Below are 12,924 nucleotides of genomic sequence, written 5' to 3' on the forward strand. Positions count from 1 at the left end.
TGATCGGCCGCGGCCTGCACGGCTTCTGCACCGCTCTTCCTCGGCATCTCCCGATCCGCGCCACCGGCGGCTGACGGCCGGAGCGCAGTCTGGGGCCTCCTCACACGGAGAGCCTTCGATGACGTCCATTCGCGCCACACTGGCCATCAAGGCGGCGTTCGCCGGCGCCCTGATCGTCCTCGCCGACAGACTGTTCTTCGCCCATCGACCCGGGACGACGGTCGGGGTCTTCGCCCTGATCTGGCTGGTCGGGCTGGGATTGACGCGGCCGGGGCTATTCAGGGAGGTGCGGGCGGTCCTCGCCATGGGCGCAGCGGCCTTGCTGGCGCTCGGCATGATCGACCGGCCGAGCCTGCTGCTCTGGGGGCTGTACGCACTCACAATGACCGTGGCGGTTCTGTCGGCGCGGGTGGCGCGAGGGGAGACGGCCTGGCGCTGGGTTCAGAAGCTGGTCGTCCACGGGGCGGTTTCGCTGTTCGGGCCCCTGCTGGATCTGGTGCGGCGCTCGCAGATACGGGCGAAGCGCAGACTGGCGCGGGCGGGGTCTCTCATGCGCGTGGTCGCCCTGATCGCGGTACCCCTGTTTGGCGGTCTTGCCTTTCTCGGCCTGTTCGCGGCGGCCAACCCCCTGATCTCCGACGCCCTGGCGCGCTTCAGGCCGCCGGCCCTGTCGCCCGAAACCGTCGTGAGGGTCCTGTTCTCGAGTCTGGTCGGCGTCGCGGCCTGGTCGAGCCTGAGACCGCGCTGGCGCCGCAAGCTGCTGCCGGCCCTGCCGATGGACCAGCGCCCCATCCCCGGGATCAGCACGGCCTCGGTGACCCTGTCGCTGATCGTGTTCAACCTGCTGTTCGCCCTGCAGAACGGGCTGGACCTCGCCTTCCTGTGGAGCGGGGCGCCGTTGCCGGAGGGCGTGACCCTGGCCGACTACGCCCATCGCGGCGCCTATCCGCTGATCCTGACCGCCCTGCTGGCGGGCGCCTTCGTCCTGACGGCGCTGAGGCCGGGGTCGGAGACGGCGACGCGGCCGCTGGTGCGCAGACTGGTCATGGTCTGGGTCGCCCAGAACATGCTGCTGGTCGCCTCCAGTCTGCTCAGGACCTTTGACTATGTCGAGGTCTTCTCCCTGACCCGGGTCCGGCTGGCGGCGATGATCTGGATGGTTCTGGTCGCGGTCGGCCTGCTGCTGATCTGCTGGCGGCTGATACGGAACCGCAGCGCCGACTGGCTGGTGAAGGCCAATCTGGCGACGGCGCTGGGCGTGCTGGCGGCGGTCGGGGTGGTCAATCTGGGGCCCGCGACGGCGGTCTGGAACGTGCGCCATGCGGCCGAGGTCGACGGCAAGGGGGCGGCGCTGGACCTCTGCTACCTCGACCGGCTCGGACCCGCGGCGCTGGTGTCCCTTGCCGAACTGGAACGGGCGAACCCGTCGTCGGCCTTCCGGACCCGCGTCGCGGCGGTGCGCTGGCGCGCGCAGCAGACGACGATGGCGCGGCAGTCGCACTGGCGCGGCTGGACCTGGCGCGACGCTCGGCGACTGGCGAAAGCCCAGTCTCTGGTCGGATGGGAGAAGCCGGACCTCGGGCCGTTGCCCAGGGATTGCGACGGTCGGCCGATCCTTCCGCCGCCTCCGGTCGCCCCGCCGCCGGTGGCCTATCAAGCACCGCCGGTCATCACGACGACCCCGGCACGGACGCAGTCGCCAACGACCGCCCCGTTGACCTCGAACGCAGGACACTGAACATGGGGATCATGCAGCGTACCGTCCTGGTGGTCGACGACGACCCCCACATCCGCGATCTTCTGGTCTTCGCCCTGCAGAAGGCGGGTCTGGCCACGCGTCAGGCCGCCGACGGCGAGGCCGCGCTCGTCGACCTTCAGGCGCATCCGTCCGATCTGGTCATCCTCGACATCAACATGCCGCGCATGGACGGGATCGAGACCTGCCGCCGCATCCGGGCGGAGGGCGATCTGCCGGTGCTGTTCCTGTCTTCGCGCGACGAGGAGATCGACCGCATCCTGGGTATCGAACTGGGCGCCGACGACTATGTGACCAAGCCGTTCAGCCCGCGCGAGGTCGTGGCCCGGGTCGCGGCCATCCTGCGCCGGGTCTCGCGGACCCCGCCGCCGCTGCCGACGAACGCCGTGGCGCACGGGCGGCTGACGCTGGACGGCGAGGGCTGGCGTGCGGCCTGGAACGGGACGGAGGTGTCGCTGACGGTGACCGAGTTCGCCATCTTGAGGGTTCTGGCAGAGGCGCCGCGGATGGTCTTCAGCCGCGACGCGATCATCGACCGGGTGCATGGACCGGGCTTCGCCATGACCGACCGGACCATCGACAGCCACGTCCGCAATCTGCGCGCCAAGTTCGACGCGATCGGGGGTGGCGACTTGATCGAGACGCGGGCGGGCATCGGCTATCAGATCGGGCCGTGCGCGGGCGGAGCGGCGTGATCCGGACAGCCTACCAGCAGGGACGTCAATGGATCCGGTCGCACTGGCCGGCGCTGAGGCTGCGGACCATCCTGCTGTCGGTCCTGATGTTCGCGGCCATCCTGCCGGGGCTCGTGGGCGTGTTCCTGCGGGTCTATGAGAACACGCTGGTTCGCCAGACGGAGTCGGAGCTGATCGCCCAGACGGCGGCGCTTTCGGCGACGGCGGAGGCCCTGTGGCCCGGGGCCGTCCCGCGCGTGGTGACGCCGGAGGCGAGGCTCGAGCCCGGGTACTATCAGCCTGAGGGGGCCACGATTGACCTAGGCTCGACGCCGGTTCTGCCGGCGCGGCCGGACGTGCGGCCGGCCCCGGCGCCCGACCCGGACGCGGTTCTCCTGAACGAACGGCTGCAGCCCATCGCCGACGAGACGGCGCGGACGACCTTGGCCTCGATCGTCCTGCTCGACGGGCGGGGCACGGTCATCGACGGCTACGGCAAGGGCGGAAGCCTGGCCGATTTGCCGGAGGTGCGGTCCGCCCTGGCGGGGCGGCCTTACACTGTGCTGCGCCGCAACGCCGACTATCACCCGCGATATTCGATGGAGTGGCTGAGCCGGGCCTCGGGCCTGCGCATCCACCACGCCCGGCCCATCGTCGTGGACGGGCAGGTGAGGGGGGTGATCCTGACCTCGCGGTCGCCGCGCGCCCTGTTCAAGGGAGTCTATCAGGACCGGATCAAGATCGCGCTCGGCATCCTCGGCACGCTCAGCGTGATCGCCGTGCTGGCGGTGCTGGTCGCGCGGGGCATCGCCCGGCCGATCGAGAAGCTCAGCGAGGCGGCGCGCGAGGTGACGACCGGGGGCGGGACCCTGCCGCCCGCGCCCGCGACCTCGGCGGTCGAAATCCGCACCCTCTATGAAGACTTCAGCCTGATGGCCGAGGCGGTGGACCGGCGCTCCCGCTATCTGAGGGACTTCGCCGCCGCCGTCAGTCACGAGTTCAAGACGCCGCTGGCCGGGATTCAGGGGGCCGTTGAACTGCTGCAGGACCACGGCGAGACCATGGAGACGGGGCAGCGAAAGCGCTTCCTCGACAACATCGCCGCCGATGCGCGCCGGCTGGCCGGGCTGGTGACGCGGCTGCTGGATCTGGCCCGGGCCGATATGGCGCGGCCGGATGCCAATCTGGCCATTGATGTGGTCCCGGCGGTATCCAAGGCGGTGGACGCCCGCGCCGGGGAGCTGGAGATCACGGTCGATCTGAACGACCCGCCGCCCGTCGCCGTGCCGCCCGCGACGCTGGAGATGGTTATCTCGACCCTGCTCGAAAACAGCCGTCAGGCCGGGGCGACGCGGGTCGTCATCAGCGCGCGGGGTAAGGACCGCGACCTGATCCTGACCGTCGCCGACGACGGGCCGGGGGTGCCGCCGGGCGACGCCGACCGGGTGTTCGAGCCCTTTTTCACCTCGAAACGCAGCGAGGGTGGGGCGGGCCTGGGCCTGTCCATCGCCGTCTCGCTGCTGGCCGCCAGCCGGGCCTCGATCCGGTTGAGGCCCACGACCGAGGGTGCGACCTTCGAAGTCACGCTCCCGATCGCGGGCCGTTAGCGGCGACGGGATGTTTTGGCGCCGGCGGCGGGTGCGGACTATAAGCCCGCGATGATTTCCCCGCCCGCTCCCTTTCAGGTCGCCGCCCTCTATCGCTTCGCCAGAATCGAGGACCGCGAAGCCGTGCGCGATGGGCTGGAGGCGGTCTGCGCGGCCAACGGCGTGCGCGGCACGCTGCTGGTGGCGCATGAGGGGCTGAACGGCACTATCGCGGGCACCGAGGCCGGGATCGCCGAGGTCATTGCCGCCATCCACGCCCTGCCGGGCTTCGACCGCCTGGAGCTGAAATACTCGACGGCGAGCGAGCCGCCCTTCCTTCGGCTGAAGGTGCGGATCAAGGCCGAGATCGTGACCATGGGCGAGCCGGACCTCGATCCCGCCACCGACGCCGGGACCTATGTCTCCGCTCAGGACTGGAACGCCCTGATCGCCGATCCGGCGACGATCGTAATCGACACCCGCAACGACTATGAGGCCGCGGTCGGCGCCTTCCAGGGCGCGATCCAGCCCAATACGAAGAGCTTCCGCGACTTCCCCGACTGGGTTCGGGGCGAGGGCAGGGCGCTGTTCGAGGGGGGCCGACTCAAGACCGGGGGGCCGCCGAAGGTCGCCATGTACTGCACCGGCGGCATCCGCTGCGAGAAGGCGACGGCCTTCCTCAAGGCCGAAGGGATCGACGACGTCCACCATCTGGAGGGCGGCATCCTGCGTTATCTGGAGGACATCCCCGAGGCCGAGAGCCTGTGGCGCGGCGAGTGTTTCGTCTTCGACGAGCGGGTCGCGGTCGGTCACGGGCTGGAGGAGGGGACCCACAGCCTGTGCCGCGGTTGCCGCATGCCGGTCAGCCCCGAAGGCCGGCTGTCGCCCCTCTATGTCGAGGGCGTCTCCTGCGAGGCCTGTCATCAGGATCGCACGGAGGAACAGCGCGCCGCCTATGCCGAGCGTCACCGGCAGGTCGGGATCGCGTCGGGGCAGGGCGTGGCCCATATCGGTGCGGACGCTGCTGTGAACCTCAAGCGGAGCCTTTGAGAGAGAACGACGTTAACCTCGCCGAACCGAGGACCGTCATGACCCACCGCGCCGCCAAGACCGCTACTGCTCTCGTCGCCGTCGCCGCCCTGATGGCGGCTTGCTCGCGCGAGGCGGCCGCGCCTCCGGCCCAGCCCCAGACCGCCCAGGCCCCGACGACGCCCCAGGCGCCGCCCGCCCCGCCGATCGGCTATGCCTGCGAGAGCGGCAAGACGGTGGTGGTCCAGTATCCCGACACTTCCACGGCGCAGCTCGGCTACAATGGCCAGACCTATACCCTTCGCACCGTCCAGGCGGCCAGCGGCGCCCGCTACGCCGGCTCGGGCGTCGAGTGGTGGACTGCGACCCGCGACGGTCAGGAGACCGCGACCCTCAGCCGCCTCGGGCCCAATCAGGATGTCGGGGTCGCCATTCTGGAGCGCTGCAGCCGTCCGGCCTCGGGTGTCGACACACCGGTCGGCCCGACCCAGCCGCCCGTGCCCGCGCCCGGCGGCGTCCTGCCCGCCGCCCTGCCGTGCAAGACCAATCAGCTGAAGCTGTCGGCCGACGGCGGCGACGCCGGCATGGGCCATCGCCTGGCGACCCTGGGCGTGCAGAACATCGGAACCCAGGCCTGCAGCCTGACCGGCTATCCGACGGTGACCCTGCTGGACGGCCGTGGCCGCAGCCTGACCGCGATCAAGGTCGACCAGCATCCGGGCAGCTATCTGAGCGGAGGCATGGCCCCGCGTCCTGTCAATCTGGCGCCCCAGGCCAAGGGGTATTTCGACATCGCCTGGACCGTCGTGCCCAATGAGGGCGCGGGCGAGCGAGTCTGCCCCAGCGCGTCGACGGTGCGCTTCACGGCGCCCGGCGACAGCAACTTCATCACCTTCGCCCAGGCCTTCACCCCCTGCGGCGGCCGCATAGACGTCAGCCCGATCCGGCCGACGACGGAGGACGTCGCGCCGACGGTCTGAGGGGCGCGGCTGGTCATGACGGTGAAATCGGCGTAACCGGCGGGCCTCTTCGCAGTCGCTTGCCGAGGCTCCATGCCGACAGACTTTCACGCCCGTATCGCCGCCGAACTGGCCGACATCGACGCCCAGGGGCTGACCAAGCCCGAGCGGGTCATCGCCTCCCGACAGGGGCCGGTGATCGAGGTCGGCGGGCGTCAGGTGCTCAATTTCTGCGCCAACAACTACCTCGGCCTGGCCGGCGACCAGCGCATCGTCGACGCCGCGAAAGCCGCCGCCGACCGGCGCGGCGCGGGCACGGCCTCGGTCCGTTTCATCTGCGGCACCCAGGACATCCACAAGGAGCTGGAGGCCGCCATCGCGGGCTATCTCGGCTTCGAGGACGCCATCCTGTTCGCCGCCGCCTTCGACGCCAACGGCGGCCTGTTCGAGCCCCTGTTCGGGGAGGAGGACGCCATCGTCTCCGACAGCCTGAACCACGCCTCGATCATCGACGGCGTGCGGCTGTGCAAGGCCAAACGCTACCGCTTCGCCAACTCCGATATGGACGAGCTGGAAAGCCGTTTGAAGGAAGCCCGCGAGGCCGGGGCGCGCAACATCGTCATCGCCACCGACGGCGCCTTCTCGATGGACGGCTATATCGCCAAGCTCGACGAGATCCGCGTCCTAGCCGACAGATACGACGCCCTGATCATGGTCGACGACTGCCACGCGACCGGCTTCCTCGGGCCGCAGGGCAGGGGCTCCTTCGCCCACCACGGGGTGAAGATCGACTTCCTGTCAGGCACCTTCGGCAAGGCTCTTGGCGGCGCCATGGGCGGATTCATCTGCGCCAGCGCACCCGTGGTCCAACTGCTCAAGCAGCGCGCCCGGCCTTACCTCTTCTCCAACGCCCTGGCCCCGGCCGTCTGCGGCGCCTCGATGGAGGCGATCCGCATCGCCCAGGGGTCAGAAGGCGACGCCCTGCGCACCCGCCTCAGCGCCAACGCCCACCGCTATCGCATGGCCATGACCGACGCCGGTTTCGACCTTCTGCCCGGCGAGCACCCGATCATCCCGGTCATGCTGGGCGACGCGAAACTGGCCCAGACCCTGGCGGCGCGGATGCTGGAGCTGGGCGTCTACGTCATCGGCTTCAGCTTCCCGGTGGTGCCGCGCGGCGCGGCCCGCATCCGGACGCAGATGTCGGCGGCGCATACGTTCGAACACATCGACCAGACGGTCGAAGCCTTCAAACAGGCCGGTAAAGAGTTGGGAGTGATCTGATGACCGATACGATGAAAGCCCTGGCCAAGATGAAGCCCGAGATCGGCCTGGAGCTGATCGACGCGCCCATTCCCGAGGCGGGTCCCGAGGACGTGCTGATCCGGGTGCATCGCACCGCCGTCTGCGGCACCGACATCCACATCTGGAACTGGGACGAGTGGTCCCAGAAGAACGTCCCGACCCCGATGATCACGGGTCATGAGTTCTCCGGCGAGATCGTCGCCATCGGCAAGGACGTGAACCGGCCGCTGAAGATCGGCCAGCGCGTCTCGGCCGAGGGTCACGTCATTGACCTGAACTCGGAAGCCGCCCGCGCGGGCCACTTCCACCTCGACCCCCACACCCGCGGCATCGGCGTGAACCGTCAGGGCGCCTTCGCCGAGTTCGTGGTGGCCCCGGCCTTCAACGTCATCGAACTGCCCGACGACGTGTCCGACGAGATCGCCTCCATGCTCGATCCGTTCGGCAACGCCGTGCACACGGCCCAGCAGTTCGACCTGCTGGGCGAGGACGTGCTGGTCACCGGCGCCGGCCCGATCGGCATCATGGCCGCCGCCGTCGCGCGCCACGCCGGCGCCCGCACGGTCGTGCTGACGGACATCAACGACTATCGCCTCGATCTGGGGAACAAGGTTGCGCCCGGCGTGCGCACCGTGAACACCTCGCGCGAGGATCTGCGCGATGTGATGAAGGAGCTGGGCCTGAAGGTCGGCTTCGACGTGGCGCTGGAAATGTCCGGCTCGCCCATCGCTTTCAAGCAATGCGTCGACACCCTGATCATGGGCGGCGGCATGGCCATGCTGGGCATTCCTTCGAAGCCGATGGAAACGGACTGGGGCACGATCATCCTCAAGGCCCTGACCATCAAGGGCGTCTACGGGCGCGAGATGTTCACGACCTGGCGCAAGATGCTGGGCCTGCTCAAGGCCGGTCTGGATCTGGAGCCCCTGATCACCCACCGCATGGGCTATTCGCAGTACCGCGACGGCTTCGAGGCGATGAAGTCGGGCCAGTCGGGCAAGGTCGTGCTGAACTGGCAGGACGCGGCGTGACGACACTCTCGTGATGGGGGACGGCGTCAATGCTGTCTGACACGGCCCGATATGCCATGCGGGCGATGATGACGCTCGCCGAACGCCACCCGACGCCCGCCGCCATCGGCGAGGTCGCCGAGGCCATCTCCGCGCCCCGAAAATATCTGGAAGCCGTGATGCTGCGGCTGAAGCGCGAGGGACTGCTGGTCAGCTCGCGCGGTCGTCTGGGCGGCTATGCCTTGGCCAGGCCGGCGACGGAGATTTCGGTCGCCGATATCATCCGCGTCATGGACGGACCCCTGGCCCTGACGCCCTGCGCCTCGCGCACCCGGTTCGAGGCCTGCGAGAACTGTATCGATGTCGCGACCTGCAGCATCCGCTTCGTCCTGCTGGAAGGCCGCGACGCCCTGGCCGAGGTCCTGGAACGGCGCACGCTCCAGGACCTCGTGGGCTCCGCCGCCATCGGGCCTGACCTCAGTATTTCGCCCGCAGCGTAAGGCCGAAGGTCCGGGGATCGCCGGGCGTGCCCAGCACCAGACCCGAGTTGCCGGCCTGAACGGTCAGCAGCTGCAGATAGTCCTCGTCGAGCGCATTGCGGACCCAGACGAAGGCCTCCCAGCCGTTGTCCGCCCGGAAGCCGGCCCGCAGATTGAGCACCGTATAGCCCTCGATCTCCGTATATTTCGAGACGGAAGCGTCGGCATTGTAGGTCGAGCGATAGTTGGCGTCGGCGCCGAAATAGGCCTCGCCGGCATAGCCGAGACCGTTCACGTCGCTGTGCAGTTCGCCGCCGATTGACGCCGCCCAGGGCGAGACGCCCGGCAGATCCTTGCCCGATAGGTCGCAGGCCACGGTGGTCGTTCCGATCAGTTCCAGCGGGCAGGGGCCGTTGGTGAAGTCGGCATACTTCGCATCGGTCCAGGCGAGGTTGGCGTAGGCGTCCAGCCAGGGCGTCGGCCGGGCGAATGCGTCCAGCTCGATCCCCTGGATTTCGACCTTCTTGGCATTGGCCAGATAGCCGCGCAGGGCGCCGGGTCCGGTGTCGACGACATTGGCCTGATAGTCATCGACGTCGGTGCGATAGGCGGCGAGGTTGGCGGTGACCCGCTTGTCGAACAACTGGGTCTTGAGGCCGAGTTCCCAGGTCGTGACAGCCTCGGGCTCGACAGTGGCGTTTGTCAGGGATGGCGTGCCGTCCGGCAGGTTCGGAATGCCGGCCATGTTGATCCCGCCGGACTTGTAGCCGCGCGCGAAGGAGCCGTAGGCCAGAACGTTGTCGCTCACGTCGTACGACAGGGCGACCTGGCCCGACAGATCGCCGTCGGAAATCTCGGCCGAATAGGCCTGCGGCCGCGAGACGCCGAGGCGGCGCGTTATGTCGGCGGCAGTGCCCGGGCCGCCGCCGCTGACGGTCGAGGCATAGACGCCGTTCTTTTCCTCGTGGGTATAGCGCAGGCCAGGCGTCAGATGCAGGCGGTCGGTGATGTTCCACGTCAGCTGACCGAAGACGGCGACCGAGTCTGTCTCGATGCGGGAATTGTTGAACACCGTATAGCCATCCAGCAGACCGGGGTTGGTGCCGGGGATGAGGGCGTTGGTGACGAGATCACGCACCGTGGTCAGCCAGTAGGAGGCGTCGCGGCCGTACTCGGTGATCCCATGCGTCTCCACCGCCTGGTGGAAGGCGTACAGGCCGGTGGTCCAGTCGATCCGGTTCTGGCCGTTGGAGGACAGCCGCAGTTCCTGGCTCCATTGGTCCTGATCCGACGGATTGGCCGACTGGCGCGTGATGTCGAGCGCCGTGTAGTCGCGGTCATTGGCCGGACGCCAGTCCCAGGCCCGCCAGGCCGAGATCGAGGTCAGGGTGGCGAAGCCGAAATCGTAATCGATGATCGCCGAGAAGCCGCGCTGGATCTGGTCGGCCTGAATCTTCCCGTCGACGTCCGCGGTCCGGTCATAGGGGTTGGTGCTGGCGGGGACATAGCCGAGGCCCGCAGCGAGGGCCGCAAATCTCAGGTTGACGGGCTTGGCGGTGTCGCCGACGCGGACATAGAGCTGGGTGCAGCAGTCGGGCGTCTGGTCGGAATAATCGCCGTAGAGGCGGACCGTCAGCTTCTCGGTCGGCTGGTACAGCAGCTGGCCGTGCAGGCTGATCGATTCCTGGGCGTTCTGGGCGTGACCGACGGTGGCGTTGTCGAGCGTGCCGTCGCGCCGGGTCGAGACGAAGGACAGGCGGGCAGCCAGGGTATCGGCGATCAGCGGCCCGGAGACCGTCGCCTTGGCCTGGACGAAGTTATAGTCGCCGATCGACAGCTCGCCCTGGGCCTCTGGCGTGAAGCTGGGCGCGCGGGTGGTGATGTTCAGGGCGCCGGCGGTGGTGTTCTTGCCGAACAGCGTCCCCTGCGGCCCGCGCAGGATCTCGATCCGGTCGATGTCGACGAAGTCGAGCGTCGCCGTCGCCGGGCGGCTGTAATAGACCTGATCGATATAGATGCCGACGCCCTGTTCGAGGCCGTCGTTGGCCAGGCCGTAGCTGGCGCCGAGACCCCGGATGGTGATGGCGGTGTTGCGGGCGTTGGGGCTGAGCAGCTGGACGCTTGGGGCCAGCTGGGTGACCTGGGCGACGTTGTAGGCGCCGGTGCGGTTGAGCAGCTCCTCATTGATCACCGTCAGGGCGATCGGCACGTCCTGGGCCCGTTCGTCACGGCGGCGGGCCGTGACGACGATGTCGCCGACGCTGGCGTAGCTGGGATCCACCACGGGGCGGGTCTGTGTCGCGGCGGCTGCTCCCCCTTCGTCGCCTCCGCTCGGCAAGGCGGTCTGGGCGAACGCTGGCCCGGCGACGCAGGTCGCCAGCGCCGCCAGGGAAATCAGGTCACGCGTTCGGCGGCGGGCGGTTCGGGGCAAGGTCGCGGGCACGGGTCATCCTCCTGGCTGTGCCCAAGAACCGTGACCGTTAATCCCTATCTCGCAAAAGGGGATTTTCTAACGCGAGTTGGGAGCATTCCTCCCAGCAGAACGCCGTCAGGCGAGCGCGCCCTTGGGCGTCCGGGTGGCCCCGAAGACGATAAAGGCGAACAGGAACATGCCGATGACCACCAGGGTCGGGCCGACGATCAGGCCGATCTGGGCGACGGGCAGGGCGGCCTTGATCTGCAGCACCTCGACCAGCAGGGCGGGCATGAAGATCAGGAATCCGATCACCGCGAACCAGAAATGGACCTTGGGCAGCCGGCCGTCGGCGGCCGAAGGAACAGCGCGATAGAAAAGGCCGTAGAGGAACATCGACACCCAGCCCAGCAGATTGATGTGGGCGTGCACCGCCGAGGCGGTGAAGTTCTGGGTCGAGCCCATATAGTAGCCGAGGCTGACCCCGATCACGATGAAGACGACGGCGAGACGCAGAAAGGCGTTGGACAGGCGCATGACGATTTCCCCCTCAGGAATGATGGGGTGTCGATACTCGCGTAACGTCGTGTGCTCAACTCAGCTTTTTGTCATGCTTGGGTCAGAAGCTTGACCAGGGCCTTTTCGAAGCCCGCCGTCTGCGATCCCGGCAGGACCTTGCGCAGCGAGCCATCGACATAGGCCTCGAACACCGCCGGGTGGACGTAGGAGGCGCGGCAGACGGTGGGGGTATTGCCCAGCAGGCCCGAGACCGCCTTCACGCAGACGTTGATCCGGCGCTTGGCGTCTGTGGGCGAGGTCGCCGGATCCATGTCGCGCAGGGCCCGCGCCGCCGACACCGTCCCGGCCCAGGTGCGGAAATCCTTGGCCGAAAAGCCGTCGCCCATGGCCTCGCGGATATAGGCGTTCACATCGTCGGAGGTGATGGGGCACAGGGCGCCGTCGGCGCTCCGGTATTTGAACAGATGCTGGCCGGGCAGTTCGCGCAGGGACCGGACGACGGTGGCCAGCCGTCGATCGCGGACGCTGACCTTGTGATCCACCCCGCTCTTGCCCCGGAACTCGAAGGTCAGGGCGGCGCCGTCGACCTCCAGATGGCGCTTGTTCAGGGTGGTCAGGCCATAGGAGCGGTTCTGCTTCGCATACTGGGCGTTGCCCACGCGGATCAGGGTGATCTCCAGCAGGCGTACGGCGGTGGCCAGAACCTTGGTCCGGCTCGCGCCGCGCTTGCCCAGATCCGCCTCGACCCGTTTGCGCAACTTGGGCAGGGCGCGTGCGAAGGCGGGCAGGCGGTCAAACTTGGTCTCGGACCGGGCCGTGCTCCAGTCGGGGTGATAGCGGTACTGTTTGCGCCCCTTCACATCCCGGCCGGTCGCCTGGATGTGGCCGGTGGCGCGCGGACAGATCCAGACATTGTTCCAGGCGGGCGGGATGGCGAGATGCCTGATCCGGTCGATCACCGCCTTGTCGCGGATCAGGGCGCCTTTCGCGTCGTGATAGGCAAAGCCCGTCCCGCTGCGGCTTCGGCTCAGCCCGGGGTTCTCGTCGCTGCAATACGTAAGCCCCTTCGGAACCTCATGGGGAAGTTCGTGAGCAGGGATGAAGCTGATGGAACCGTCGGGCATGTGCGGCGAACGTTCCGCGAGGTTCGCCGGTTCCTGTGTCGGCTGGCGCTCGGAACAGTGGCCGGTTCCG

The 12,924-nt window shown here is 68.4% G+C and carries 11 protein-coding genes; 8 read left to right on the forward strand and 3 right to left on the reverse strand.

What is annotated here, in order from left to right; genetic code table 11:
* The first annotated feature begins 118 nt into the window (after positions 1–118).
* From IFJ75_RS03295 to IFJ75_RS03330, 8 genes are all read left to right on the forward strand, one after another.
* A complete protein-coding gene (locus IFJ75_RS03295; RefSeq protein WP_207871232.1) occupies positions 119–1,738 on the forward strand; it encodes a DUF4153 domain-containing protein in 1,620 nt (539 codons plus the stop codon).
* Positions 1,739–1,749: 11 nt separating this feature from the next.
* Positions 1,750–2,451 carry a response regulator gene (locus IFJ75_RS03300; RefSeq protein WP_225896967.1) on the forward strand — a complete coding sequence of 234 codons (702 nt, stop codon included), beginning with the start codon at positions 1,750–1,752 and terminating at the stop codon, positions 2,449–2,451.
* Positions 2,448–4,037, forward strand: coding sequence for a sensor histidine kinase (locus IFJ75_RS03305; RefSeq protein WP_225896968.1), 1,590 nt, complete (start codon positions 2,448–2,450; stop codon positions 4,035–4,037). Before IFJ75_RS03300 ends, IFJ75_RS03305 begins: the two co-directional genes overlap by 4 nt.
* Before the next feature lie 51 nt (positions 4,038–4,088).
* Positions 4,089–5,066, forward strand: coding sequence for an oxygen-dependent tRNA uridine(34) hydroxylase TrhO (gene trhO / locus IFJ75_RS03310; protein ID WP_207871235.1), 978 nt, complete (start codon positions 4,089–4,091; stop codon positions 5,064–5,066).
* A gap of 38 nt (positions 5,067–5,104) precedes the next feature.
* On the forward strand, positions 5,105–6,025 hold the full coding sequence (locus tag IFJ75_RS03315) for a DUF4232 domain-containing protein (RefSeq protein WP_207871236.1): 921 nt from the start codon (positions 5,105–5,107) through the stop codon (positions 6,023–6,025).
* 72 nt (positions 6,026–6,097) lie between these two features.
* Complete coding sequence (locus IFJ75_RS03320; RefSeq protein WP_207871238.1) at positions 6,098–7,288, forward strand: glycine C-acetyltransferase; 1,191 nt, start codon at positions 6,098–6,100, stop codon at positions 7,286–7,288.
* Positions 7,288–8,340, forward strand: a complete 1,053-nt coding sequence (gene tdh, locus IFJ75_RS03325) for an L-threonine 3-dehydrogenase (RefSeq protein WP_207871239.1) — start codon at positions 7,288–7,290, stop codon at positions 8,338–8,340. The genes IFJ75_RS03320 and tdh overlap by 1 nt, the downstream gene beginning before the upstream one ends.
* Before the next feature lie 29 nt (positions 8,341–8,369).
* Entirely contained in the window at positions 8,370–8,819 is a 450-nt protein-coding gene (locus IFJ75_RS03330) for an RrF2 family transcriptional regulator (protein WP_207871241.1), read from the forward strand.
* Here IFJ75_RS03330 and IFJ75_RS03335 read toward each other — a convergent pair.
* The 3 genes from IFJ75_RS03335 to IFJ75_RS03345 form a co-directional block, all read right to left on the reverse strand.
* On the reverse strand, positions 8,797–11,241 hold the full coding sequence (locus IFJ75_RS03335; protein WP_207871243.1) for a TonB-dependent receptor: 2,445 nt from the start codon (positions 11,239–11,241) through the stop codon (positions 8,797–8,799). The genes IFJ75_RS03330 and IFJ75_RS03335 overlap by 23 nt on opposite strands.
* Positions 11,242–11,346: 105 nt before the next feature.
* Positions 11,347–11,748 (reverse strand): hypothetical protein, encoded by a 402-nt coding sequence (locus IFJ75_RS03340; protein ID WP_207871245.1) that lies wholly within the window; start codon positions 11,746–11,748, stop codon positions 11,347–11,349.
* Between the two features lie 71 nt (positions 11,749–11,819).
* Positions 11,820–12,854: a DNA topoisomerase IB gene (locus tag IFJ75_RS03345; protein WP_207871247.1), complete on the reverse strand. Its 1,035-nt coding sequence runs from the start codon at positions 12,852–12,854 to the stop codon at positions 11,820–11,822.
* Positions 12,855–12,924 lie beyond the last annotated feature (70 nt).

The organism is Brevundimonas goettingensis (assembly GCF_017487405.1).
GTDB classification, from domain to species: domain Bacteria; phylum Pseudomonadota; class Alphaproteobacteria; order Caulobacterales; family Caulobacteraceae; genus Brevundimonas; species Brevundimonas goettingensis.